The organism is Pseudomonas sp. P20, from assembly GCF_016463925.1.
GTDB lineage: Bacteria > Pseudomonadota > Gammaproteobacteria > Pseudomonadales > Pseudomonadaceae > Pseudomonas > Pseudomonas aeruginosa.
In genome coordinates this window covers 103,571-127,015 of sequence record NZ_JAEMVM010000014.1, presented here as the reverse complement: position 1 = coordinate 127,015, position 23,445 = coordinate 103,571, and the positions used below count along the sequence as shown (strand labels likewise).

Below are 23,445 nucleotides of genomic sequence, written 5' to 3'. Positions count from 1 at the left end.
CCCCTGATGTCGCCGCCGCAACGCCTGCGCGCCGGTCTCCTGCGCGGCTGCCTGCGCCTGTTGTTCCGCGGGCTGGTCCGTCCGCCCATGCCAGTGGCGCTGCAACGCGGCGTGTTGCGCGGGCTGAGCCTGGCGACGCTGGGCGCCGGCGGCGTCGTCCGCGAGCGCCGCAGCCTCGCCGGCGTGCCCTGCGAGTGGTTGTGGCCGCGCGGGGTGGAGGCGCGGCGCCGGGTGCTCTACCTGCACGGCGGCGCCTACCTGATCGGCTCGCCGGCGACCCACCGGGCGATCACCACGCACCTGGCCCGGCGTTGCGCCGCCGAGGTCTGCGCGGTGGACTACCGGCGCGCCCCGGAACATCCGTTCCCCGCCGCCCGCGACGACGCCCTGGCGGTCTACCTGGCATTGCTGGAGGCCGGCCATTCGCCGCGCCGGCTGCTGCTCGCCGGCGACTCCGCGGGCGGCCACCTGGCGCTGTCCCTGGCCCTGGAGCTGAAGGCGTGCGGCTTGCCGTTGCCGGCCGGGTTGCTGCTGTTCTCGCCCTGGACCGACCTCGGCTGCCAGCGCCTGCACACGCCGGCGGCCGGCGACCCGCTGCTGTCGCGGGCCTGGCTGGAAAGCGCGGTGCGCCTGCTGCTGCCGGCCGACGCGGAGCCAGGCTCGGCCGCCCTGTCGCCGCTGCATGCCGACCTGGCGGGGCTGCCGCCGCTGCTGGTACAGGTCGGCGAGGACGAACTGCTGCGCGACGACAGCCTGCGCCTGGCGCAACGGGCCGGTGAGCAGGGCGTCGCGGTGCGATTGCAGCGCTACGCCGGTTGCTGGCACGTGTTCCAGGCCCATGCCGGCGTGTTGGCCAGCGCCGACCGGGCGTTGGACGAGGCGGCCGCGTTCGTCGTCGAATGCAGCGCGGAGGGCGACAGGTGCAGAACATCCTGATCAGTGGTGCCGCTTCCGGAATCGGCGCCGCCAGCGCGCGGCTGTTCCACCGCCGGGGCTGGCGGGTCGGTTTGCTGGACATCGATGCCGAGGCGTTGCGCGGCTTGGCCGTGCAACTGCCGGGCGCCTGGCACCGCGCCGTGGACGTCAGCGAGCCCGACGCGGTCGGCGAGGCGCTTGCGCAGTTCTGTGCCGATGGCCGCCTGCGCCTGCTATTCAACTGCGCCGGCGTCCTGCGTTTCGGCCGCTTCGAAGAGGTCGCCCTGGAGGACCACGCGCGGTTGCTGGCGATCAACCTGCATGGCGTCCTCAACTGCTGTCACGCGGCCTTTCCGTTCCTGCGCGCGACGCCGCAGGCGCAGGTGCTCAACATGGGCTCGGCATCGGGGCTGTATGGCGTACCGGAGATGGCCGTCTACTCGGCCTCGAAGTTCGCCGTGCGCGGGCTTACCGAGGCGCTGGAGCTGGAATGGCGCCGCCACGGTATTCGTGTGGCCGACCTGATGCCGCCGTTCGTTCGCACGCCGATGGTCGCCGGGCAGGCCTACCAGCCGCCGGTGTTGCGTCGCCTGGGGCTGAGACTGGACGCCGAGGATATCGCCGAGGCGGCCTGGCGGCACGCGCACAGCCGGCGGGTACACCGGCCGGTGGGCGGGTTGTTCACGGCGCTGTACTGGGCTGGGCAGTTGTCTCCGCCGTGGGTGAACCGAGCGGTGATAGCGTGGTTGTCGCGGGGTTAGGCTCTGCGCAGGATGGATAGAACGGATTAAAGCTTGGGTGGGTTTCACGCTGGATGGTCTAGCTGCTTTTCGTGGCTGCCTCGACTTCTTGTTTCGCCGTCCCAGGCGAGTGAAATCCATGGTAGATCTCGGACCATAGGTATGCCTTAGTCAGGCGCCGGTGCTTATCGCTACCGTTGAGCCCAAGAGTCCTCCTCGGGTGGGACCGTTGCCTCCCGTATCAAGCACGCATCGTCAGCATCTCTTGGGGGCCTTCGCGTAGGAGCGCTGCCAGGACTGCGAAGCCGTCAGATAACGTATTCCCCCCTCCTGGGGAATTGCTGACGCTGATTCGAATGGCCTGGGGAAGCGTACCGCGGCCCGTACTAAAGGCCTCTGCGGTGGTGACAAGATGCTGCTGTCCGCGCATGCCTTGCTCTATTTCGATGGCGCGCCAGGGGGCTGGCACTTCTACCCAGAAATGCGGACAGCATAGATGGCTGCGATAGGTCAGGCCCTGCAGCAGGTCCACAACCAGCGCTTGGCGACGCGCGATTTCCCCTCTCTGGTATTCGAGCAGTGCGCTTGCAGTACCGTCCTCGACCCATCGGCTCGCAATCTCGAGAACCAGTGGTGTCGCCATCCAGCACGAATTGCGAAGCGCTGCTGCCATGCGACTTACCATGGATGCAGGAGCATGAACGTATCCAACCCGCAATCCTGCAGCGACCGCCTTGCTCATGCCACCGATGAGGATGCCCCGCTCAGGCAGCAGATGGCAGAGAGGGGTGGGGCGTTCGGCCATCAATACAGCATGGGTTTCGTCCTCGATGACGATCAAGCCGTGCTCGCGGCAGATCTTCGCGATTTCCTTCCGCCTGGCGCCTGACATCACTGCAGTGGTCGGGTTCTGGATGGTGGGTGTGCAGTACAGGGCGGTGATCCTGTTCGTGCGGCAGGCCTCTTCGAGGGCGTCGGGCAGTAGCCCCTCTTCATCCATTTCCAAGCCGAGCACCTTGATGCCCAACAGTTGCGCGGCACTGATCAGCCCAGGATAGGAGAGCTGCTCCGTTACCAGGGTGTCGCCGGCGCGCAGCATGGCCATAAGCACGACGAGCAGACCGTGTTGGCTGCCATTGACGCACAGAATCTGCTGGTGCTCCGCTTGAAACTCACCGTGAGACAGCCATGTTGCTCCCGCTTGCCGGTGTCGGAGCAGTCCTGTGTCGGGTGTGTAGAGCATTAACTCCTGCAGGAGCTCAGGGGCCGCACTCAATTGCTGAAGGCTGCGGGAAAGCAGTTCGGTCTCATTGCCCGGAATATGCATATTCCGGCTCATGTCGTTGCACATCTCGGTGCTGTCTACGAAATTGCGAAAGCCCGCCTCCCGAGCACGTTCTCGACCGCGGTTGCGGACGAACGTACCGTCGCCGACCCGAGCCTCAACCAGCCCCATGCGCTCCAGCTCACCATAGGCCCGGCTCACCGTGCCCGCGGTCACACCGAGCTTGTCCGCGAGGATGCGATGTGGCGGCAGCTTGACTCCCTGCCGGAGAACCCCATTGCGAATAGATTCTTCGATGCCCTGGGCCAGCCGTTTGTACTTCAGGCCGGGCCCTTCTGGTAGGAAGAATCTGAAAATTGAATCGGTGTCAATATTTGCTTTGACCGGCATATTTTCTCCGAATTAACCTCAAATAAAGAGGTTTGATAAGCAATAAAGGGCGTCAATCAAAGAATAACATGGGGGAAAGACGTGCAACTTATGTCAATTCAAGCTCTGACTATCAACAGGCGGCAGGTACGTGTGGCCAGCCTGGTGACCGCTGTTCTATTTCTAGTGGTGTGTATCAGCTGGGGGACTACCTGGCTCGGCATCAAGATCGCCGTGGAGAGCGTGCCGCCGCTAACTGCCGCCGGATTGCGCTTTCTGATCGCATTTCCGCTTTTCCTGCTCTTTGCGCGGCTGCGCCACGAGACGATCTTTTTCCCGCGGCGACTCCTGGCCTTCTTCGTCTTCGTGACGCTCGGCTACTTCAGCGTGCCCTACTACCTGCTGAACTATGGCGAGCAATACGTCGCTTCAGGTCTTACCGCGCTGCTGTTCAGCAGCATGCCCGTGTTCATCCTGATCTTCTCCGCGATCTTCCTGCGCGAGCGCATCTACCTGTCGCAGATCCTTGGTATTGCGATTGGCTTCGGCAGCCTGTTCATGATCATCAGGTCTCAAGGGCTGCATCTGGACTACACGGAGTTGTTAGGCGTACTTGCCATCCTGCTCGCGGCGATCATGCACGCACTCAGCTACGTCATCACCAAAAGGCAAGGTGCTGACATCGGCGTGATCACCTTCAATACGCTGCCCATTGGCATCGCCGGCTTGGGGCTGTTCATGGCCGGACTCGTGATGGAACACCCGAACCTGTCTGCCGTCACAAGCCGATCTTGGGCTGCCCTGATCTATCTCGGTCTGGTGGCATCAGTCGGGGGATTCATCGTGTACTTCTTCCTGCTCAAGCGTTTGAGTCCCGTTGTGCTGTCGTTCGTCTTCATCATTTTCCCGGTGTTCGCCGTGATCATCGGCGCCTGGTACGAAGGGGTTGCCATCTCTCGCGAGTTGATTGGCTTCACCGTGCTCCTATTGGCTGGATTTGCCATCACCAAGCTTCCCATCGAGAAGCTGCTCGGCAGGAGGTGACATGAATACGAACGTGTTGACCGAGCATGCATTGAGCGTGATCTACAGACACGCCTGCAGGACCTATCCAAGGGAATGCTGCGGATTCGTTCTCGCCGATGCAAAAGTGAAAGAGGGTACGAACATCCAGGATGAACTGCACATGGCTGACCCCCGGAGGTACCCACGCACGGCCGCCAACGGGTACACGTTTTCCGTGACGGATACCGTATTCCTCAACAGCAGCTTCAAGACGTGCAGCCCGGTATCCGTCATCTACCACTCCCACCCGGACGTCGGTGCCTACTTCAGCCGGGAGGATATCGACAAGGCATTGTATGCCGGGGAGCCAATGCTGCCGGTCGACTACCTGGTTGTTGATGTGGCCGCCGGCAACGTTCGCGGCGCAAAACTGTTTGCCTGGCGCAACGGACGCTTTGAATGCACACGAGGGTTCGGGCCATCGAGCCAGGACGAGTAGACATCTGGCAAGGAGCTGAAAAGTGAAGACGGTAATTTTTCCGGAAGTACTGGTACGGGCCGCCTAACTGGAAGGCGGGCGCCTGGAGGGAGCGGGCTTGACGGTTGGCGAGCTGCTGGCAGGCCTTGCCAGGAAGCATCCTTCATTACTCGGGCACCTGTATTACGAAAACGGTCAATTGAAAGAACACTTCCTGCTGACCCACAAAGGTTCGCTAGTCAATCTGGATGGCGAGCTTTCCGATGGAGATGAAGTCGAAGTCATGCTCGCGACATCTGGCGGTTCTGGCGTTGAAGCGTTGAGCGACGAAGAAGTTCAACGCTACGTTCGCCACATCACGTTGCCAGGCGTTGGCAGGGAAGGCCAGCAGCGCCTGAAGCAGGCCAGGGTGCTGATAATCGGAACGGGCGGCCTGGGTTCGCCCGCTTGCCTTTATCTGGCCGCAGCAGGAGTGGGCACCATCGGGCTGGTTGACTTTGACGTGGTGGAGTCGAGCAATCTCCAGCGCCAGGTCGTCCATGGCTATAGCACGCTCGGTATGCCGAAGGTTGAGTCCGCCCAGCGCCGGATGCAGGACCTGAACCCCTACATTGAAGTCGTAACCCACCGTTACGCCATCGACGCGGACAATGCGCAGTCACTGATTCAGAGCTATGACCTGGTATTGGATGGCACCGACAACTTCGCCACACGTTACTTGGTCAACGCGGTTTGCGCCAAGCTCGGAAAACCACTCGTCTTTGGCGCGATCTATCGGTTCGAAGGTCAGGTTAGCGTCTTCAATCTGGAGGGAGGCCCCTGCTACCAATGTCTCTTCCCGAACAATCCCCCGCCTGAGATGGCTCCAAGCTGTAACGCAGGGGGAGTTATTGGTGTGCTGCCTGGAGTGATTGGCCTGCTGCAGGCAACCGAGGCGGTGAAGGCCCTCGTCGGCCTGGGCAAGTCCCTATCAGGCAGACTTCTTCGATTCGACGCGCTGCTCATGCACTTCAATGAAGTGAAGTTCAATCGGCGCGACGATTGTCCGGCCTGCGGCAAAACCGCTGCAGAGAATCCCCGCCACTGGAGGGAGGGATTGCTCTGCCAGGCAAGCGCGGCACCGTCGCAACGACTCGACGACGATCGCTATATCGATCCCGGCTGCCTGTTGCAGTTGATGAAATCCAACAGCGAAAACTATGCCCTTCTGGATGTACGCGACGCGGGCGAGCTCGAAGTGTGCCAGTTGCCGGGGATCGTCCACGTTCCCTTGAACGAACTCGCCAGCCATTTCGCCAATCTCGACTTCAGTAAGCGCTACATCCTCGTGTGCTACGCCGGCACTCGTGCCGAACGCGCGGCCATACAGCTCATGGGGGCAGGGTTCTCCAACGTCCAAGTGCTCGATGGCGGCATGAAGCGATGGGCGAAAGAGATAGAGCAGCACATGCCGATGTACTGAACCATAGGCAGGGAAAGCATGATCTACGATTCGCTACTCGATTTAATTGGCGGGACGCCGGTGATACGGCTGAGCAAATTGTCTGCTCGCCTGGGGGTGAGCGTATTCGCCAAGCTGGAATCCTTCAATCCAGGAGGAAGTCATAAGGCGCGTATCGCGCTCTGGATGATTCTGGATGCCGAACGCAAAGGAATCCTGGTGCGCGGGAAAGGGCAGACCATTCTCGAGCCGAGCGGGGGAAATACGGGGATTGGACTGGCAATGGCGGGGAACATCCTGGGGTACCGCGTGACCCTGGTGGTTCCCGACAACTACAGCCCTGACAAGAGACAATTGCTCGAGCTGTATGGCGCTCACGTCGTGCTGTCGGATAGCAGAAAAGGGAACAACTCGCATGGCGAGCTGGCAATCCAGATACTGCTGGAACATCCGGAGTTCGTCATGCTCAACCAGCAGCGCAATCCAGCCAACCCGCAAGCCCATCGCGAAGCTACAGCCCTGGAAATCCTGAGGGACTTTGCAGGCCAGCCACCCCCGGACTTCTTCTTCGCTGGCATTGGAACTGGTGGACATATCACGGGTGTTGGAGAGGTGCTGAGGAACCACTGGCCGGATATGGCCATCTATGGCGTGCAGCCAGAGCAGTGCGACTTGCTCGACGATAGGCACGCACCGCATGAGATTCAGGGACTTTCCATTGGTATCGTGCCGGAAGTCTGCAACCTCGGCATTGTTACTGGCATGGTCGGGGTGTCGAAATCTGCCTGCTTGTCGATGATCCGGGAAGTCCTGCAAAACGACTCTGTGAGCATGGGGTTGTCCTCCGCAGCCAACCTGGTCGCGGTGCTGAACATGGCATCTGCCATGCCGTCAGGCGCTCGTGTACTGACGATGATCTACGATGGCGTCGAGTCATACATGGACGCTTTTCGATGAAGTTGTAGAGCAGAGCACGGCGATAACGCTTGCATGGTCGAAATGAGGTCGCATGCGATGGACAAACTGGTAGGTAATCTGATGCGCGCGGCATTGATGGAGTGCTGCTCACCCCAACTGGTGGAGCGGATAGTCGCTCATTCGATGTTCGAAGAAGCCAGACGTTGGTGCGAGGAAGACCTGCAGGCATTCGCCAGCAAGGATCCAGCCGCACAGGGACGGACATCCGACATTGCGTTTGGCTACAGCTCGTTCAAGGCAGTGCTGCACTACCGGCTTTCCCACATGCTGTGTCTGCGAAGCACATCTGAAGGCGATCCTGAGAGAGCGTTGGAGGCTACCGCGCTCCTGGTCTCCTCTCGTGGAAAGCTCCTGTCGGGCGCGGAAATCCACCCAAGATGCAAGATTGGCAGTCGATTCATCCTGGACCATGGGCATGGCACGGTCATTGGCGAGACAGCGGTAATCGGTGATGACTGTTACATCCTCGGAGGTGTGGTATTGGGGGCAACTGGCATATCGGCTAATCCCGCCGGTAAGCGTCACCCCACCATAGGGAGCCGCGTCCAAATCGGGGCCTTCACGCGTGTACTGGGTGACATCGCTATCGGCGACGATGTGTTTGTCGGTCCGCATTGTGTCATCAAGGACGACATCCCTGTCGGTTCAGTCGTAACCCTGCGTTCTGAACTACAGGTCATCCGAGGCCCCCACATTGTTCAGCAACTACAGCCGGCAGCCACGCAGACCCAAATTCAACCAATGGAGGCATCATGACGCAGACCGCCTCCCTTTTTCTCCAGGACTCCTACCGGGAAGAGTGTTTGGCGAGAATCACCGATCTCGTTGAAGATGGCCTGCTGCTCGACCAGACCGTTTTCTATCCCCAGGGGGGTGGCCAGGCTGGAGACAGTGGTTGGCTGACGCTGGCTGATGGCACGCGGCTCCGGATCGCCGATACACGCAAGGGGACAGAAGCAGGTGCTGGCAGGGATGCCATCCTGCATATCCCAGCTGAAGGCCAGGCAACCGTTCTCCGAGCAATGAAGCCTGGCGAGGTGGTTCTTGCGCAGATCGATTGGGTGCGTCGTTACCGGCACATGCGACTGCATACCGCAGCGCACATGCTCTGTGCTGTCCTGCCCTATCCGGTCAATGGGTGCAGCATCACTGATGAGCATGCGCGCCTGGACTTCGTGACGAGTGAACCGCTGTCCCGCGAGGCCATTGATAGCGCCTTGGCGGCAATGGTCGAGGCAGCACATCCGGTTTCGATCGACACCATGAGCGATGATGCACTGCGGGCTAGGCCAGATCTGGTGCGCACCATGAGTGTCCAACCTCCGATGGGCGCCGGGCAGGTTCGGTTGGTGAGTATTAAAGACACCGACCTGCAGCCTTGCGGTGGAACCCATGTGGCGAATACCGAAGAAGTTGGGGTGGTGCGCGTTTCCAAGATGGAGAAGAAATCAGCGCGCACCCGTAGGGTGGTACTGGTACTGGGTTGAGCGACTACCGTCGACATGGCCGTCGGTTTCCCATTCTACGCCACAGGTCACCCTCGCCACGCCCGGCAGCTCCATGCAATGCCAGAGGGCCTCAGGCCGGCAACAACGGCCGACAGGCCTCGACGAAGCGCCGGCAGGCACCCGCACATTCGCGCTCCAGCGGCTCGTCGCCATCGCAACGCTCCGCGCATGCCAGGGCATAGCGCGCCGCCAGCTCGCAGGCGGCCGGCGCCCATGGGCTGCGGCGCTCCAGTAGCAGGGCGGCGAGGCGGCAGAGGTCGGCGCAGTCGCCGGCGTGCTGGCGTTGTTCCCTGCTGGACTCGATGCAGAGCGCCAGGTAGCGCTCGCACGCGCGGATGCAGGCCTGGGCTGCGAGCCGGCAGCGCTCTTCCGGCGCCTGGGCGGCGGCACCGCCGAGCAGGGCGTCGGCGTCGGTTTCCAGCAGGGAGCCGGGGTCTTCGTTTCCGGGATCGTTGATGGCGCGGGTCATGGCGGCACCTCCTGGCGATTGCGCCCATGCGGGCCCTGTTCCTTGGGCCGGTCGACGATGCCGACAGTTCAGTCGATTTCGCCGTCGGCACCGCCGCTCGATTGCCTTGAACCCTCGCCCGCGGCGCCAGTCCTCACTGGTACGACCCCAGACACGACCAGGAGGCGAGAATGTCCAGCACGGTTGCCGATCAATTGCTCGAACGCTTGAGCCAGTGGGGGGTGAAGCGCGTCTTCGGCTACCCCGGCGATGGCATCAACGGGATCATGGGCGCCATGGGCCGGCGCGCCGAGGCATTCGACTATATCCGCGTGCGCCACGAGGAGATGGCGGCCTTCATGGCCGGCGCCCACGCCAAGTTCACCGGAGAGGTCGGGGTGTGCCTCGCCACCTCGGGGCCGGGCGCGATCCACCTGCTGAACGGGCTCTACGACGCGCGCATGGATCATCAGCCGGTGCTGGCCATCGTCGGCCAGCAGGCGGCTACCGCGTTGGGCAGCGACTACCAGCAGGAAGTCGATCTGCAGAGCTTGTTCAAGGACGTTTCCGCCTATGTCGAGACCGTGGTCAGCCCGGCACAACTGCTCCATGTGCTGGACCGAGCCCTGCGCGTGGCGGTCGGCGAGCGGCAGGTGGCGACGGTGATCGTGCCCAACGACGTGCAACAGATGGCGGCCCCGAAGCGCCAGCCCCACGAGCACGGCCACGTGATGTCGGCGGTGGGCTTCGTCCAGCCGCGACCCTACGCGCGCGACGCCGACCTGGAGGCCGCCGCGGCGATCCTCAATCGCGGCCGGCGCGTGGCGATCCTCGCCGGTGCCGGGGCCCTGGGCGCGCACCGGCAACTGGAAGCGGTCGCCGAGCGCCTGGCCGCCGGAGTGGCCAAGGCGCTCCTGGGCAAGGCGGCGGTTTCCGACGACCTGCCGTACGTGACCGGCTCCATCGGCCTGCTCGGCACCCGCGCCAGCAGCATGCTGATGTCGCATTGCGACACCCTGCTGATCGTCGGCAGCACTTTCCCCTACAGCGAGTTCCTACCCAAGGCCGGCCAGGCGCGGGCGGTGCAGATCGACCTGTATCCGCGCAACATCGGTATCCGCTATCCGATCGACCAGGCCTTGCTCGGCGATGCAGGGGAAACCCTGGAGCGCCTGCTGCCGCTGCTCGAGCAGAAAAAGCACGGTGCCTGGCGCCGCCGGGTCGAGCGGGCGGTGACGGCCAGTCGCGAGGAAGCCCGGCGCCAGGCCGAAGAGCCAGCCGACCCGATCAACCCGCAGCGGGTATTCCGTTCCTTGTCGGAGCAACTGCCGGACGATGCGATTCTCTGCGGCGACAGCGGCTCGCATACCAACTGGTACGCCCGCGACATCCGCATGCGCCCGGGCATGCTCGGCTCGCTGTCGGGCAAGCTGGCGACCATGGGCAGCGGCGTGCCCTACGCCATCGCCGCCAAGCTCGCCTATCCGCAGCGGCCGGTGGTGGCGATGGTCGGCGACGGCGCTATGCAGATGAACGGCAACGCCGAACTGGTCACCGTGCAGCAGTACTGGCAGCGCTGGGACTCGCCGACCTTCATCGTGCTGGTGCTGAACAACGGCGATCTCAACCAGGTGACCTGGGAGCAGCGTGCCCTGGCCGGCGACCCGGAGTTCAGCCCGGCGCAGGAAGTGATCGATTTCCCCTACGCGCGTTATGCGGACATGCTCGGCTTCAAGGGCATCCGCGTGGATCGCCCGGAGGACATCGACGCCGCCTGGGCCGAGGCCTTCGCCGCCGACCGCCCGGTGCTGCTGGAGGTGGTCACCGACCCGAACGTGCCGCCGCTGCCGCCGCACATCAGTTTCGAGCAGGCCAAGCACCTGCTTGGCGCCATGCTGCAGGACGATCCCAAGCGCTGGGGGGTGATTCGCCAGAGCGCCCGGCAGGTCCTCGCGCGGCACTGAGCAAGGCGGTCGCGGCGCTCAGTCGGCGCGGCCGCTACGCAACTGGTCGGCCAGTTCGCGGTGGTGGTAGAAGCGCGCCAGCCATTCGTCGGCGAAGCGGCGCAGGTCAGGATCGGCGGAGTCCCGGGCGATTCCCTCGAAGCGTGCAACCAGACGGTCCTGCTGGCGAATCTGCGCGTCGAGGAAACCGCGCTCGTCGAAGCCGCCGGGAGCGGCGGCCTGCCGTTCGGTCTGGCGCGGCGAGGGCAGCGCCAAGGCCTTTTCCCCGGCCAGGGCGCGTAACTGGTGGTCGAACTCCTGCTGTTCGGTGAGTACGCGCTTGGCATAGAGCTGCACCGCCTTGTTTTCGGATCGGCGCATGGCTTGCTCGGCTGCCTCCACCTGGGCCTGGCTGTCGGCCAGGCTGTCGGCGAGCAGGGCGCGGGTATCAGCGGGTTCGGCCTGGACGGCCAGGGGCAACAGCAGGGCGGCGATCAGTGACAGGCGACTGGGCATGGCGAACCTCCGGACGGGACGAGTGTGCGGTGGACGCTCGCCATACGGCGCCGTTCAAAAAAACCGCCTATGCGTCCCAGGCCGCCAGCAGGCGTCGATGCTCGCGGTGCGCCGCCTCCTGCACCGTCGGCAGCAGCCGCACCCGCTGGCCTGGCAGGCATTGCGCCAGGCGCGCCAGCGCCAGCGGGGCGAGGGCGCCGAGACGGGGGTAGCCGCCGATGGTCTGGCGGTCGTTGAGCAGGACGATCGGCTGACCGTCCGGCGGCACCTGCACCGCGCCGAGGGCGATGCCTTCGGAAATCATCGACTGCTGCCGGCATTCCAGGCGCGGGCCGAGCAGACGTACGCCCATGCGGTCGGCGCGGGTATCCACCTGCCAGTCGCCGTTGAACGCATCGAACAGGCTCATGGCCGGGAAGTCGCCGATCTGCGCGCCGAGGATCAGCTCCAGGCGCGCTTCGCCGGTGCAGTCCATGATCCGTTCGCTGGGCAGGGGCAGCGCGCGCGGTCGCGCGCCATCGGCCAGCCAGCCGAGGCTGTCGCCTGCGGCCAGGGCCTTGCCGTCGGCGCGGGGGCCGCCCAGGCCTTCGCGGGCCACCGTGGCCAGGCTGCCCAACTGGCGCTCGCCGGCGAAGCCGCCGGGCGCCGCCAGGTAGGCGCGGGCGCCCTGGCGCGGGTGGGCGAAGGCCAGGCGCTGGCCGCCGCGCACGGCGAACGCGCCCCAGGCCGGTAGCGGCTGGCCATCGAGGGTCGCGCCGAGATCGCCGCCGGCCAGGGCCAACCAGCCGTCGGCACGGCATTCGGCGACGAAACCGCCGAGGGCGATCTCGATCACCGCGGCGTCCAGGGGATTGCCCAGCAGCCAGTTGGCCCAGCCCATGGACAGCCAGTCGAGGGCGCCGCCCTGGGTCACGCCGAGATGGCGGCAACCGAAGCGGCCGCGATCCTGCAACTGGACCAGCGGGGTGCTCTGGTACACCCGCAGGCCGCCGTGGATGGAGTCGTTCATGCCTGGACCTCCAGGGGCGTGTCGTCGCCGCCGAGGCGGACGAATTCGGCGTGTCCGATGGGTTCGAAACGCACCCGGTCGCCGGCGCGCAGCAGGCTGTAGCCGTCCAGGGTGAGGTCGAACAGGCGCACCGGGCAGCGCCCGAGCAGGTTCCAGCCGCCTGGCGAGGCCTGCGGATAGACCGCCGTCTGGCGCTCGGCGATGCCGACGCTGCCGGCGGCGATGCGTTGCCGGGGAGTCGCCAGACGGGGTGCCGCCAGGGCTTCCTCGACCAGCCCCATGAAGGCGAAGCCGGGGCTGAAACCGAGGGCGAAGACCCGATACTCGCGCTGGCTGTGGCGGCGGATCAGCTCGGCGACGCCGAGCTGCTTGCGCCGCGCCAGGGGTTCCAGGTCGGGGCCGACCCGCGGGTCGTACCAGGTCGGCAGGATGTGCAGACGGCCGCCGTCCTGGCGTTTCGGGCGCAAGTCGGACAGCGCCGCGGCGATCCGCGCGCGGGCCTCGCCAGGGTCGAGCTGGAGCAGGTCGTATTGCAGGAGCAGGGTGGTGTAGGACGGCACCAGGTCGAGCAGGGCGGCGCCGAACGCCGCCCGCAGGTTTTCCTCCGCCGCCAGCAGCCAGGGCATGTTGGCTTCGTCGATGCGCTCGAACAGGCGCAGGACGAAGCTGTCGATGGCGGCCACCTCGATGCGCGGTTGCGGTTGGCTCATGCCGCCTCCAGGGCGTCGCGGATGCGCCGCACCGCAGCCAGCGAGGCGGGGTTGTCGCCGTGTACGCAGAGGGTCTGCGCCTCCAGCGCCAGGGCGCTGCCGTCGCTGGCTCGCAGCGCCGCGCCACGGGCCAGCAGGAGGGCCTGGGCGAGCACCGTCTCGGCGTCGTGGTGTACCGCGCCGGGCTGGCTGCGCGAGACCAGGTAGCCGGCGCCGTCGTAGGCGCGGTCGGCGAACGCCTCGAACCACAGCTCGATGCCGTGGGCCTCGCCCAGCGCGCGCGCCGCGGTGTTGTCGCGGGTGCTCATCAGCATCAGCGGCAGGGTGCGGTCGTAGGCCGCCAGTGCGCGCAGCACGGCGGCGAGGATCGCCGGGTCGCGCATCATGTCCTGGTACAGCGCGCCATGCGGCTTGACGTAGCGTACCCGCGTGCCCTGGGCGCGGCAGAGTCCGTCGAGGGCGCCGATCTGGTAGAGCAGCAGGTCTTCCACTTCCTGCGCCGAGCAGGCCAGCGAGCGCCGGCCGAAGCCGACCAGGTCGGGGTAGCCGGGGTGCGCGCCGATGCGCACGCCATGCTCCACCGCCAGGGCCACGGTGCGGCGCATGGTGCCGGGATCGCCGGCGTGGAAGCCGCAGGCGATGTTGGCGCAATCGATCAGCGGCATCACCTCGGCGTCCAGGCCCATGCGCCAGGCACCGAAGCTCTCGCCGATATCGCAGTTCAACAACAGGTTGTTCATGCAGGTTCCTTCAGGTCATTGCTCGCCGGACCTCACCACAGCGTCAGGCTGTAGCTGAGGATCAGGCGATTTTCGTCGAGGTCGTTGGCGAAATTCGAACGCACCGTGGCGTTGCGCCATTTCACCCCGAGGTTCTTCAGCGGCCCGCTCTGCACCACGTAGCCGAGGTCGGTGTTGCGTTCCCATTCCTTGCCGTCGTTGGCCGCGCCGCGGGCGACGTTGTCGCCGGAGACGTAGCGGCTCATGAAGCTCAGGCCGGGCAGGCCGAGCGCGCCGAAATCGTAGTCGTAGCGCAGTTGCCAGGAACGCTCGTCGACGTTGCCGAAGTCGCCGATCTGGATGAAGTTGACCAGGTACGGGTCGCTGCCGGCGATGTAGGGATAGGGATCGTCGCCACTGATCCGCTGGTAGCCGGCGGCCACCGCGTGGGCGCCCAGGCGCAGGCTGAAGAGGGCGCCGAAGGCGCGGTTGTCCAGTTCGCGGAAGCCGCCGTCCTCGCTGGCCCGGGCGAAGCGCAGGTCGCTCTTGAGCGAACGCTGTCCGCCGAGGTCGAGGGTGTGTACCAGGCCGGCGAAGGTCTGCCGGTAGATGTCCCTGAGCCGACCCTGGTGCAGGCTGGCGGTCAGCGCCGGGGTCAGGCGATAGTCGCCGCCGGCGAAGTCGAAGGCATCGCTGCGCCCGCCGATGCGGTTGGCGCTGAACACCTGGTAGTCGCTGGAGCTGTTCAGCTTGTTGCGGTCCAGGTGCGCGCCGCGCAGGGTCAGGCCGTCGATCTCCTGCACGTCGAGCAGCGCGCCACGGAACAGTTCCGGCAGCAGGCGGGTGTCGTTGGCCGAGACCAGCGGGCTCTTGAAGTGCAGCGCGCCGACCTTGAGCAGGCTGTTGGAGACCCGCGCCTTGGCGGTCAGGCCGAGCTTGGCGTAGTCATCCTGGGAGCCGCCGGCGGAGCCGTCGGCCGGCAGCAGCCCGGTTCCTCCGCTGCCGCCGCCGGAGTCGAGCTTGAAGCCGAGCAGGCCGATGGCGTCGACGCCGAAGCCGACGGTGCCTTCGCTGAAGCCGGACTCCAGGCGCAGGAGGAAGCCCTGCGCCCATTCGTCGGCGTTGTCGCGCGCGCCGCTCTGGCGGAAGTCGCGGTTGAAGTAGAAGTTGCGCAGTTCGAGGCTGGCGTGGCTGTCCTCGACCAGGTCGGCCTGGGCGAGCAGCGGCCAGCCCAGCCCGCTGCCGGCGAGCAGCGCGGCAGCCAGGCGGGGAGTGGGATGCATGCTGGGATTTCCTCGGTCGACGGCTCAGAGTTCCAGTTGCTTGCCGCGGGTTTCCGGCAGGCTGAGGGCGGCGAGGATCACCACGCCGTAGGAGACCGCGGCGAAGGCGCCGATCCCCAGGCCCAGCGAGAGCTTCTGGCCGAGCATGCCGATCAGCATCGGGAACAGCGCGGCGATGGCGCGCCCGGCGTTGTAGCAGAAGCCCTGGCCGGAGCCGCGGATGCGGGTTGGGAACAGTTCGGTGAGGAACGAGCCCATGCCGCTGAAGATGCCCGAGGCGAAGAAGCCGAGCGGGAAGCCGAGCCAGAGCATGGCGCCGTTGCTCACCGGCAACTGGGTGTAGAGCAGGACCACGGTGAAGGAGCCGACGGCGAACAGGACAAAGTTCTTCTTGCGCCCGATCAGGTCGGTGAGGAAGGCACTGACCACGTAGCCGACGTAGGAGCCGAGGATCACCATCGCCAGGTAGCCGCTGGTGCCGAGCACGGTCAGCCCGCGTTCGGTCTTGAGGAAGGTCGGCAGCCAGGCGGTGATGGCGTAGTAGCCGCCGAGCGCGCCGGTGGTCAGCAGCGAGGCGCGCAGGGTGATGCTGAGCATCCCGGGGGCGAAGATCTCGTAGAAGCTGACCTTGTCGGCGCCCTGGTTGCGTTGCCTGGCCTCGCGGTAGATCGCCGGTTCCTTGACCAGCCGGCGTACCACCAGGACGAACAGCGCCGGCAACAGGCCGAGCATGAATAGCGCGCGCCAGGCCTCTTCCGGAGGCAGCAGGCTGAACATCAGCGAGTAGAGGATGGCGGTGAGGCCCCAGCCGATGGCCCAGCCGGACTGCACCAGGCCGACCGCCTTGCCGCGGTCGCGGGCCTTGATCACTTCGCCGATGAGTACCGCGCCGGCGGTCCATTCGCCACCGAAGCCGAAGCCCATCAGGGTCCGTGCGACCAGCAACTGCTCGTAGTTCTGCGCGAGGCCGCAGAGGAAGGTGAAGAAGGCGAACCAGAGCACCGTCAGTTGCAGGGTCAGCACCCGGCCGATGCGGTCGGAGAGGATCCCGGCGATCCAGCCGCCGGCGGCGGAGGCGAGCAGGGTCATGGTGTGGATGAAGCCGGCTTCGCCGGTGCCGATCCCCCACAGGGCGATCAGGGTAGGGATCACGAAGCTGAGCATCTGGGTGTCCATGCCGTCCAGGCCGTAGCCGATCTTGCAGCTCCAGAAAGCCCGGCGTTCCTGCTTGTCGAGGGCGCGATACCAGCTGAAATGACCGTCCCGGGAAGCGTCCGGGCCGGCGTCGAGGGTCATGTGTTTTTCCATGGGGGCACCGATCGTCGTTATTGGTGTTATGAAGATTCGGTGGGCGCCGTCGCACCCGGTGGTCGCATTCTTCGAGGCTGGCCAGCGAGCGTCCAACTAATTTATGCGGCCGCCGGGGATAAGAAATTTCGATGGCGGAGCAGGCCGTCATGCGTCGATCATGTGCCGCCGGAAGGTGGGCGCTGGCATGGAAGCTGCTCGCTCCCGCCACCTTGTGTCCCTTGCCCGTCGGTACCCGCCACATGAACCTGAAATTCCTCGAGACCTTCGTCTGGGTCGCGCGCCTGAAGAGCTTCCGCCTCACCGCGGAGAAGCTGTTCAGCACCCAGGCTTCCATTTCCAGCCGGATCGCCGTGCTGGAGGACGAACTCGGCGTGAAACTGTTCGTCCGCGACTCGCGCGGCGTGACCCTGACCCCGGAAGGCGACAAGGTACTGGCCTACGCCGAGCGGATGATGGACACCATGCACGCGCTGAAGCAGTCGCTCGACACCGGCGCCAGCACCCAGGGACGGATTCGTATCGGCGCCATGGACACGGTCATCCACACCTGGCTGAGCCCGTTGGTGGCCAGGGTCACGGAAACCTTCCCGGCGGTGGAGATCGAGCTGATGGCGGACACCGCGCGCAACCTCTCCGAGCAGTTGCAGAAGGGCTACCTGGACCTGATCTTCCAGACCGACTCGCTGCGCCACGAGTCGGTGCTGAACCTCGAACTGGGCAGCTATCCGCTGCGCTGGATCGTTTCCACCGGCTCGATCTACCACCGCGACTACGCCTCGCTGGCGGACCTGGCGCGGGAGCGGGTGGTGACCTTCTCCAAGCACTCGCGGCCGCACCAGGACGTGCTCGGCCTGCTGCACGCCAACGGCGTCGCGGCGCCGCGCCTGAACTGCGTGAACTCGGTGGCGGCGATGACCCGCCTGCTGCGCGACGGCTTCGGCGTCGGCGCCTTGCCGCCGGCGCTGGTCAGCCAGGAGCTGGAACGCGGCGAACTGACCCTGCTGCGCCTCGGCCCGCCGCCGCCGAACCTGCCGGTGGTGGTGTCCTGGCGCGGCGGCACCGGCCTGGAACTGGTGGACGAAGTGGTGGAGCTGAGCAAGGCGGTGCTGGCCGACTACGCGGCCAACGTCGGCCCGGAGTGCATGCTCCTGGCGCCGCTGAAGAAAGGAGTGGGGCGGCTGCGTTCGCGCTGATTCGGATTTTCCGATCGCCCCCGGCGGAAAAATCTCGTTGGACGCTGACCGCCGTCCGCTTCTACAAACCTGCCAACAACGACGTCCGCCAGCGCACGGAGCCGCCATGCCCGAACCGACCTTCCACGAACTCGCGCAACTGCCGCCGCCGGTCCTGCGCCAACTGATCCGCCGCGGCGACTACACCGGCCATACCAGCGGCCTCGGCCAGCGCCACCTGCAGGCCAACCTGGTGATCCTGCAGAAATCCTGGGCCGACGAGTTCCTTCGCTTCTGTGCCCTGAATCCCCGGGCCTGCCCGCTGCTCGACGTCAGCGAACCCGGCTCGCCGCACTTCGCCAGGCTCGGCGCGGATATCGACGTGCGCAGCGACCTGCCGCGCTACAGGGTGCATCGACGCGGTCAGGAGCCCGTCGAGGTGAACGACATCGGCACCTTCTGGGAGGCGGATTTCGTCGCCTTCGCCATTGGCTGCTCGTTCTCCTTCGAACAGGCGTTGCTCGACGCCGGCATCGGCCTGCGCCACCTCGAGCTGGGGCGCAACGTGGCGATGTACCGCAGCTCCATCGCTACCCGGCCGAGCGGTCGCCTGGCCGGGCCCACGGTGGTATCGATGCGGCCGTTGAAGGCCGCCGAGACGATCCGGGCGATCCAGGTCACCAGCCGCTTCCCTATGACCCATGGCGCACCGCTGCACCTGGGCGATCCGGCGCTGATCGGCATCCGCGACCTGGCGCGGCCCGACTACGGCGACCCGGTGCCGCTCGCGGCGGACGAGATCCCGCTGTTCTGGGCCTGCGGGGTCACGCCCCAGGCGGTGCTCGCCGAGGTTCAGCCGGAGCTGTACATCAGTCACGCGCCGGGGCACATGCTGGTCAGCGACCGACTCTACGACGAGCTCTGAGGGGCGTCGTCCTTCGCCGGACCGGGGATGATCGCCAGGTGGCGCAGGGCATCCGGCTCCAGGCTGTAGCTCTTGCCGCTCGGCGCTTCGATGAGCCGCCCGAGGGCGTAGAGGGTGAAGTAGCGCACCGTTTCGGCGCAACCGAGGATGTCTTCGAGGTAGCGCCGATGCGGATAGCCCTGCAAGGTTTCCGGGGCGACGTAGAGGAATACCGGCTTGCCGTCGATGCGGTCGCGGAACTTGAAGCGGAAGCCCTGCGGCCGGCTCGGCGCACCGTAGCGCCGGACCAGGTCGGCGCCGCCGTAGAATACCTTGCCGGCGCTGCCCGGGGTGGCATAGCCGATGTGCTGGAAATAGGCGCGCAGCGCTATCCGGCCGAGGCCGCTGATGTGGATGTCCAGTTGCTTGAATTCTTCCGCCGGCAGTTCGGTGCGGGCCTGGCGGAAGGTGTCGACGAGCTGTTCGAAATCGCGGGTGCGCCGCCGCCGTTGCGTTCTCTGCCGAGGCGCGGCGGGAGCGTCGGCGCGCACTGCGGCGGAGGCCGGCGGCTGTTCCTCGGCGTCCGGGTCCGCTGGTGGCGGCGCGGCTTCCTCGGCGATGGCCGGATCGAATTCCTTGACGTAGGCGTCCAGCTTGTCGCGGATGCGCCGCTGGCCGGCCTCCTCGGCGGATTCGCCCGGGCGCAGAGCGTCCTCGTCGTCCTCGACGAACCACTCGCAGTTCGGCAGGTGGGTGGAGTGCGGGAACTTGCTGAAGTGCGCGGCCTTGCGGGTGTCCTGCGGCAGCTTGTCGTAGTTGCTCGCCGATACCTTGATCCCCTGTGCCCGGCACCCTTCGCTGGAGCAGAGGAAGTCGAAGCGTTTGCGCGGCTCGGCCTGGGAGAAGTATTCGCGGCGGGCACTGGCGATGGAGATCACCCGATCCAGTTGCACGCAGTAGGCCAGTGCTATCCGTTTGAACGCCATGTTCCCAGTCCTTCCGCCGGTTCGAGCGGGCCATTATGGCGCCTGGCGATGGGTAGGCAAGCCGGCGGCCTCCCGCGCCTGCCGAAGCCGGACGCACGGCCTCGCTCGAATTCAAGCGCAAGAACCGGAGTTCTTGCGCTTGAACGGCGAATTAGTCTGCGGGCATCATCCGCTCCCACAGGGGAAACGCCATGAGCCAGCAGCCCGATCCTTGCAACGCCTACCACACCGACGAACAGCGCTGGGCCGCCGTGCTGGCGCGCGACGCGGCGGCGGACGGGGCGTTCGTCTATGCGGTGAAGACCACCGGGGTCTATTGCCGCCCGAGTTCCTCGGCGCGTCGGCCCAGGCGCGAGAACGTCGAGTTCTTCGCCACTGCCAAGGCCGCCGAGGCCGCCGGCTATCGGCCCAGCCGACGCGCCGCCGGCGACCGCAGCCTGGCGGCGGAGCAGCGCGCCGAGCGGGTGGCGCAGGCCTGCCGGATGATCGAGACGGCGGAGACGCCGCCGGCACTGGAGGCGCTGGCCGCCCGACTGGGCATGAGTCCGTTCCACTTCCATCGTCTGTTCAAGGCCGAAACCGGCCTGACGCCCAAGGCCTACGCCTCGGCCTATCGTGCCCGGCGCCTGCGCGAGCGCCTGGGCCAGGCGTCCGCCTCGGTGACCGAGGCGATCTACGACTCCGGTTTCAACTCCAACAGCCGCTTCTACGAGTCCTCGTCGCAACGCCTCGGCATGCGCCCGCGCGATTACCGCGATGGCGGCGCCGGCGCGGCGATCCGTTTCGCCATCGGCCAATGCTCGCTGGGCGCGATCCTGGTGGCGCAGAGCCAGCGCGGCATCTGCGCGATCCTCCTCGGCGAGGAGCCGGAGCCATTGCTGCGCGAGTTGCAGGACCAGTTCCCGCGCGCCCAGCTACTCGGCGGCGACGCCGACTTCGAACGGCTGGTGGCGCAGGTGGTGGGCTTCGTCGAGTCGCCTCAACTGGGACTGGACCTGCCGCTGGACGTACGCGGTACGGCGTTCCAGGAACGGGTCTGGCAGGCACTGCGGGAAATACCGCCGGGCAGCACGGCGAGCTACGCGCAGATCGCCGAACGGATCGGCGCGCCGCGAGCGGGGCGCGCGGTGGCGCAGGCCTGCGCGGCGAACCGGATCGCGGTGGCGATTCCCTGCCACCGGGTGGTACGTCGCGACGGCGACATTTCCGGCTACCGCTGGGGCGTGGAGCGCAAGCGCGAACTGCTGCGCAGGGAAGAGCGGGATTGAACCCAAGGCCAGGCGATACGCGGCCCGGAATGCAAAAAGCCCACTCGATGGTGGGCTCTATGCAATGGGGCGCTGGTCCTTCAGCTGGTTCCAGTATCCATGTCAGGGGTGAAAATTTCGTGAAATGAAACGACAACCCTGACCGTTCGTCCTTTCCTATCGTGGTTTCATTCGTTGCTGCACGTACGCGCCTGCTTCAGGTAGTGCAACACCTGGCGCTCGCCGTGGGAGTCCAGGTATACCAGGGTGGCGCGCACCACCTGGCAGGTATCGCTGGGCGCCTCGTCGACGCTCAGCACCCTGGCCACGTCCAGCGGCATGCCGTAGACGTAGTCGGCAGTCGCCGCGCCGGCGATGACCGGCGCCAGCAGCGTGACGCAGCAGAGGTAGAGCCTGGCTCGGTTCATGGACGGTTTCTCTCCATTCCCCCGCGAAGCGACGGCGCAAGGGCGCCGCCGACGCCATGGGTGGAACCCGCTTCGTCGTTCGCGACGGGTTCGCCACCTCCGTCCAGCAGTATAGGATGACGGTCTCAGTGCGGCTTGATCGCCACCTTCAGTACGTTGTCACGCTGGTTGGCGAACAGGTCGTAAGCGGCGACGATGTCGTCGAGGCGGTATTCGTGGCTGACCAAAGGCCCGAGGTTGACCCGGCCCGAAGCCACGATATTGAGCAGTCGGCGCATGCGCTCCTTGCCGCCGGGGCACAGCGCGGTATTGATCCGGTGGTCGCCGAGGCCGGCGGCGAAGGCCGACAACGGAATCGTCAGGTCTTCCGAATAGACCCCGAGGCTGGAAAGGGTGCCGCCGGGCTTGAGCACCCTCAGGGCGGTCTCGAAGGTCGATTGCGTACCGAGTGCCTCGATCGAAGCATCCACGCCGCGCCCGCCGGTGAGTTTGAGAATTTCCTCGATCACGTCGCACTCCCTGAAGTTCAGCGTGACGTCGGCGCCCATTCCACGGGCGATATCGAGGCGATGGGCGTTGCCGTCGATGGCGATGATCGTGCTGGCGCCCAGCAGCCGGGCGCCGGCGGTGGCGCACAGGCCTATGGGACCCTGGGCGAAGATCGCCACGCTATCGCCGATGCGGATGTTGGCGTTCTCCGCGCCCTTGAAGCCCGTGGACATGATGTCCGGACACATCAGCACCTGTTCGTCGCTGAGACCATCGGGTATGGGGGCAAGGTTGGCCTGAGCGTCGGGAACCAGCACATACTCGGCCTGGGTGCCGTCGATCAGGTTGCCGAAGCGCCAACCGGCGGTCGCCTTGTAGCCATGGCAGGCGCAACGGCCGGATTCCACCAGGTAGCTGCCGTCCTGCGACGGTACGCCGTCCTGGGCGGCATAGGAGTTGAAGTTGGGGCAGATGGCACCGGCGATCACGCGTTGGCCTTCGCGGTAGCCGACCACCGCGCTGCCGAGCTTTTCGATGATCCCGACCGGCTCGTGGCCCACCGTCAGGCCGGGCGCGACCGGATACTCGCCCTTGAGGATGTGCACGTCGGTGCCGCAGAGCGTGGTGGTGGTGATGCGCACCAATGCATCGTTCGGCCCCACGTCGGGAATCGGCTTGTCGACCAGCTCGATACGGCCGGGCTGGATGAATACGGCGGCTTTCATCATCTTGTTCATGGAGCATCCTCACGGTGGAGGCCCTGGGGCGGCACGGGGCGGGAAAGAACGGACGGATGCCAGGACAGTGGCGGAATTGCCGTCCGATGTCCTTGATATGGGTCATGGCCGCGATGGACGCGGGTTCGCGAAGTACCGACCTGGCGTTTTTGCTGGGAAATGTCCTCGCCCGGTTCGCTGCGGAACTACCCAAGCCCCTTCGCTGTGGCTTGGGTCGACGCTGAACGCGGGAGGGCGGGGGCGTTGCACCCATGTCGGGAGTTCGCCGCGGCGGGCCGACGCTGCGCTCTTGGCAAAGGCAGCGTCGGGCCTTGGCCCAAAGGCTATCGCCTCAGGCCTTGCTCGCGGCCAGATAGGAGGCCAGGCGCCGGCCCATCTCCTCGCCGAGGGCCTGGAGGCCGCTCATGGGACGGACCATCACTTCGAAGTCGACGATCCGGCCGTCGTCGTCGAAGCGGATCATGTCGATGCCTTTCAGTTCGCGTTCGCCGACCCGTGCGCTGAATTCCAGCACCACGCTGCGGCCGTCGGCGCTGGCCAACTGGCGGTGATAGGCGAAATCCTCGAAGACCGTGAGCACGGTATTCAGGATCATCGAGACCACCGGTGCGCCGGCATACGGCTTGTGCGCCATCGGCGAGCGGAACACGGCATCGGGGTGCAGCAGGCGCGGCAACCCGGAGAGGTCGCGGCGGGCGATCAGCCCGTGCCATTCGGCGAGGGTGGCGGCGGCGTTGGCTTCGAGCGGCAGGCTGGTCATACGGTGGCTCCTCTGGCGGGTGCTGGACTGTATCCCCGGGGCGGCCTGGGGCCGGTTGCGGGGC

At 65.9% G+C, this 23,445-nt stretch carries 24 protein-coding genes; 12 read left to right on the top strand and 12 right to left on the bottom strand.

The genetic code is table 11. The features are described from left to right. The first annotated feature begins 6 nt into the window (after positions 1-6). Both JHD77_RS19695 and JHD77_RS19690 read left to right on the top strand, forming a co-directional pair. Positions 7-936 (top strand): alpha/beta hydrolase, encoded by a 930-nt coding sequence (locus JHD77_RS19695; protein WP_073654273.1) that lies wholly within the window; start codon positions 7-9, stop codon positions 934-936. Then, positions 921-1,676, top strand: a complete 756-nt coding sequence (locus tag JHD77_RS19690) for an SDR family oxidoreductase (RefSeq protein ID WP_003106148.1) — start codon at positions 921-923, stop codon at positions 1,674-1,676. The genes JHD77_RS19695 and JHD77_RS19690 overlap by 16 nt, the downstream gene beginning before the upstream one ends. A gap of 220 nt (positions 1,677-1,896) precedes the next feature. Here the strand turns inward: JHD77_RS19690 and mdrR2 are convergent, their stop codons facing one another. After that, a complete protein-coding gene (mdrR2, locus tag JHD77_RS19685) occupies positions 1,897-3,330 on the bottom strand; it encodes a transcriptional regulator MdrR2 (RefSeq protein ID WP_003106149.1) in 1,434 nt (477 codons plus the stop codon). Positions 3,331-3,462: 132 nt separating this feature from the next. Here mdrR2 and JHD77_RS19680 point away from each other — a divergent pair, with 132 nt between their 5' ends. The 6 genes from JHD77_RS19680 (at position 3,463) to JHD77_RS19655 (ending at position 8,698) form a co-directional block, all read left to right on the top strand. Continuing rightward, on the top strand, positions 3,463-4,353 hold the full coding sequence (locus tag JHD77_RS19680; protein WP_003120268.1) for a DMT family transporter: 891 nt from the start codon (positions 3,463-3,465) through the stop codon (positions 4,351-4,353). A gap of 1 nt (position 4,354) precedes the next feature. Beyond that, positions 4,355-4,813: a Mov34/MPN/PAD-1 family protein gene (locus JHD77_RS19675; protein ID WP_023116150.1), complete on the top strand. Its 459-nt coding sequence runs from the start codon at positions 4,355-4,357 to the stop codon at positions 4,811-4,813. 97 nt (positions 4,814-4,910) lie between these two features. Then, the gene (moeB, locus tag JHD77_RS19670) at positions 4,911-6,254 is read left to right on the top strand and encodes a molybdopterin-synthase adenylyltransferase MoeB (RefSeq protein WP_023116149.1); all 1,344 of its coding nucleotides are present in this window, start codon (positions 4,911-4,913) and stop codon (positions 6,252-6,254) included. An 18-nt stretch (positions 6,255-6,272) separates the two neighbouring features. After that, a complete protein-coding gene (locus tag JHD77_RS19665; RefSeq protein WP_023116148.1) occupies positions 6,273-7,190 on the top strand; it encodes a PLP-dependent cysteine synthase family protein in 918 nt (305 codons plus the stop codon). Positions 7,191-7,271: 81 nt separating this feature from the next. After that, a complete protein-coding gene (locus tag JHD77_RS19660) occupies positions 7,272-7,967 on the top strand; it encodes a serine O-acetyltransferase (RefSeq protein WP_003120270.1) in 696 nt (231 codons plus the stop codon). Continuing rightward, entirely contained in the window at positions 7,964-8,698 is a 735-nt protein-coding gene (locus JHD77_RS19655) for an alanyl-tRNA editing protein (protein WP_003450502.1), read from the top strand. Before JHD77_RS19660 ends, JHD77_RS19655 begins: the two co-directional genes overlap by 4 nt. 91 nt (positions 8,699-8,789) lie before the next feature. Here the strand turns inward: JHD77_RS19655 and JHD77_RS19650 are convergent, their stop codons facing one another. After that, positions 8,790-9,188: a four-helix bundle copper-binding protein gene (locus tag JHD77_RS19650; protein WP_003088822.1), complete on the bottom strand. Its 399-nt coding sequence runs from the start codon at positions 9,186-9,188 to the stop codon at positions 8,790-8,792. A gap of 170 nt (positions 9,189-9,358) precedes the next feature. Between JHD77_RS19650 and JHD77_RS19645 the strand changes: the two genes are divergently transcribed. Continuing rightward, the gene (locus tag JHD77_RS19645) at positions 9,359-11,131 is read left to right on the top strand and encodes a thiamine pyrophosphate-requiring protein (RefSeq protein WP_010794132.1); all 1,773 of its coding nucleotides are present in this window, start codon (positions 9,359-9,361) and stop codon (positions 11,129-11,131) included. 18 nt (positions 11,132-11,149) lie between these two features. On the opposite strand, the gene JHD77_RS19640 is transcribed toward JHD77_RS19645, so the two are convergent. The 6 genes from JHD77_RS19640 to JHD77_RS19615 form a co-directional block, all read right to left on the bottom strand. Beyond that, positions 11,150-11,626, bottom strand: coding sequence for a DUF4142 domain-containing protein (locus JHD77_RS19640; RefSeq protein ID WP_003106158.1), 477 nt, complete (start codon positions 11,624-11,626; stop codon positions 11,150-11,152). A gap of 67 nt (positions 11,627-11,693) precedes the next feature. Further along, entirely contained in the window at positions 11,694-12,635 is a 942-nt protein-coding gene (locus JHD77_RS19635; RefSeq protein ID WP_023095713.1) for a biotin-dependent carboxyltransferase family protein, read from the bottom strand. Beyond that, positions 12,632-13,345 (bottom strand): 5-oxoprolinase subunit B family protein, encoded by a 714-nt coding sequence (locus tag JHD77_RS19630; RefSeq protein WP_003102104.1) that lies wholly within the window; start codon positions 13,343-13,345, stop codon positions 12,632-12,634. The genes JHD77_RS19635 and JHD77_RS19630 overlap by 4 nt, the downstream gene beginning before the upstream one ends. Next, entirely contained in the window at positions 13,342-14,085 is a 744-nt protein-coding gene (locus JHD77_RS19625) for a 5-oxoprolinase subunit PxpA (protein ID WP_003113623.1), read from the bottom strand. Before JHD77_RS19625 ends, JHD77_RS19630 begins: the two co-directional genes overlap by 4 nt. Positions 14,086-14,117: 32 nt before the next feature. After that, positions 14,118-15,347: an OprD family porin gene (locus JHD77_RS19620; protein WP_003118505.1), complete on the bottom strand. Its 1,230-nt coding sequence runs from the start codon at positions 15,345-15,347 to the stop codon at positions 14,118-14,120. 24 nt (positions 15,348-15,371) lie between these two features. Continuing rightward, the gene (locus JHD77_RS19615; RefSeq protein ID WP_031690089.1) at positions 15,372-16,643 is read right to left on the bottom strand and encodes an MFS transporter; all 1,272 of its coding nucleotides are present in this window, start codon (positions 16,641-16,643) and stop codon (positions 15,372-15,374) included. A gap of 254 nt (positions 16,644-16,897) precedes the next feature. Here JHD77_RS19615 and JHD77_RS19610 point away from each other — a divergent pair, with 254 nt between their 5' ends. Continuing rightward, positions 16,898-17,851: a LysR family transcriptional regulator gene (locus JHD77_RS19610; RefSeq protein WP_003102114.1), complete on the top strand. Its 954-nt coding sequence runs from the start codon at positions 16,898-16,900 to the stop codon at positions 17,849-17,851. A 106-nt stretch (positions 17,852-17,957) separates the two neighbouring features. Further along, positions 17,958-18,755, top strand: coding sequence for a putative hydro-lyase (locus tag JHD77_RS19605; protein WP_009876362.1), 798 nt, complete (start codon positions 17,958-17,960; stop codon positions 18,753-18,755). Here JHD77_RS19605 and JHD77_RS19600 read toward each other — a convergent pair. Continuing rightward, positions 18,740-19,720: a hypothetical protein gene (locus JHD77_RS19600; protein ID WP_031756547.1), complete on the bottom strand. Its 981-nt coding sequence runs from the start codon at positions 19,718-19,720 to the stop codon at positions 18,740-18,742. The genes JHD77_RS19605 and JHD77_RS19600 overlap by 16 nt on opposite strands. A 191-nt stretch (positions 19,721-19,911) precedes the next feature. Between JHD77_RS19600 and ada the strand changes: the two genes are divergently transcribed. Further along, entirely contained in the window at positions 19,912-20,988 is a 1,077-nt protein-coding gene (ada, locus tag JHD77_RS19595) for a bifunctional DNA-binding transcriptional regulator/O6-methylguanine-DNA methyltransferase Ada (protein WP_031756549.1), read from the top strand. 167 nt (positions 20,989-21,155) lie between these two features. Here ada and JHD77_RS19590 read toward each other — a convergent pair whose 3' ends face one another. From JHD77_RS19590 to JHD77_RS19580, 3 genes are all read right to left on the bottom strand, one after another. Continuing rightward, positions 21,156-21,395 carry a DUF2790 domain-containing protein gene (locus JHD77_RS19590; protein ID WP_003102137.1) on the bottom strand — a complete coding sequence of 80 codons (240 nt, stop codon included), beginning with the start codon at positions 21,393-21,395 and terminating at the stop codon, positions 21,156-21,158. 125 nt (positions 21,396-21,520) lie between these two features. Next, complete coding sequence (locus tag JHD77_RS19585; protein WP_031690087.1) at positions 21,521-22,621, bottom strand: NAD(P)-dependent alcohol dehydrogenase; 1,101 nt, start codon at positions 22,619-22,621, stop codon at positions 21,521-21,523. A gap of 331 nt (positions 22,622-22,952) precedes the next feature. Then, positions 22,953-23,381, bottom strand: a complete 429-nt coding sequence (locus tag JHD77_RS19580) for a nuclear transport factor 2 family protein (RefSeq protein ID WP_003102139.1) — start codon at positions 23,379-23,381, stop codon at positions 22,953-22,955. Between the last annotated feature and the right edge of the window lie 64 nt (positions 23,382-23,445).

Coding starts and splice junctions, on each gene's coding strand:
- JHD77_RS19695 (WP_073654273.1), top strand. CDS start 7: ATGTCGCCGCCGCAACGCCTGCGCGCCGGTCTCCTGCGCGGCTGCCTG.
- mdrR2 (WP_003106149.1), bottom strand. CDS start 3,330: ATGCCGGTCAAAGCAAATATTGACACCGATTCAATTTTCAGATTCTTC.
- JHD77_RS19675 (WP_023116150.1), top strand. CDS start 4,355: ATGAATACGAACGTGTTGACCGAGCATGCATTGAGCGTGATCTACAGA.
- JHD77_RS19665 (WP_023116148.1), top strand. CDS start 6,273: ATGATCTACGATTCGCTACTCGATTTAATTGGCGGGACGCCGGTGATA.
- JHD77_RS19660 (WP_003120270.1), top strand. CDS start 7,272: ATGCGCGCGGCATTGATGGAGTGCTGCTCACCCCAACTGGTGGAGCGG.
- JHD77_RS19655 (WP_003450502.1), top strand. CDS start 7,964: ATGACGCAGACCGCCTCCCTTTTTCTCCAGGACTCCTACCGGGAAGAG.
- JHD77_RS19650 (WP_003088822.1), bottom strand. CDS start 9,188: ATGACCCGCGCCATCAACGATCCCGGAAACGAAGACCCCGGCTCCCTG.
- JHD77_RS19645 (WP_010794132.1), top strand. CDS start 9,359: ATGTCCAGCACGGTTGCCGATCAATTGCTCGAACGCTTGAGCCAGTGG.
- JHD77_RS19640 (WP_003106158.1), bottom strand. CDS start 11,626: ATGCCCAGTCGCCTGTCACTGATCGCCGCCCTGCTGTTGCCCCTGGCC.
- JHD77_RS19635 (WP_023095713.1), bottom strand. CDS start 12,635: ATGAACGACTCCATCCACGGCGGCCTGCGGGTGTACCAGAGCACCCCG.
- JHD77_RS19630 (WP_003102104.1), bottom strand. CDS start 13,345: ATGAGCCAACCGCAACCGCGCATCGAGGTGGCCGCCATCGACAGCTTC.
- JHD77_RS19625 (WP_003113623.1), bottom strand. CDS start 14,085: ATGAACAACCTGTTGTTGAACTGCGATATCGGCGAGAGCTTCGGTGCC.
- JHD77_RS19620 (WP_003118505.1), bottom strand. CDS start 15,347: ATGCATCCCACTCCCCGCCTGGCTGCCGCGCTGCTCGCCGGCAGCGGG.
- JHD77_RS19615 (WP_031690089.1), bottom strand. CDS start 16,643: ATGACCCTCGACGCCGGCCCGGACGCTTCCCGGGACGGTCATTTCAGC.
- JHD77_RS19610 (WP_003102114.1), top strand. CDS start 16,898: ATGAACCTGAAATTCCTCGAGACCTTCGTCTGGGTCGCGCGCCTGAAG.
- JHD77_RS19605 (WP_009876362.1), top strand. CDS start 17,958: ATGCCCGAACCGACCTTCCACGAACTCGCGCAACTGCCGCCGCCGGTC.
- JHD77_RS19600 (WP_031756547.1), bottom strand. CDS start 19,720: ATGGCGTTCAAACGGATAGCACTGGCCTACTGCGTGCAACTGGATCGG.
- ada (WP_031756549.1), top strand. CDS start 19,912: ATGAGCCAGCAGCCCGATCCTTGCAACGCCTACCACACCGACGAACAG.
- JHD77_RS19590 (WP_003102137.1), bottom strand. CDS start 21,395: ATGAACCGAGCCAGGCTCTACCTCTGCTGCGTCACGCTGCTGGCGCCG.
- JHD77_RS19585 (WP_031690087.1), bottom strand. CDS start 22,621: ATGAACAAGATGATGAAAGCCGCCGTATTCATCCAGCCCGGCCGTATC.
- JHD77_RS19580 (WP_003102139.1), bottom strand. CDS start 23,381: ATGACCAGCCTGCCGCTCGAAGCCAACGCCGCCGCCACCCTCGCCGAA.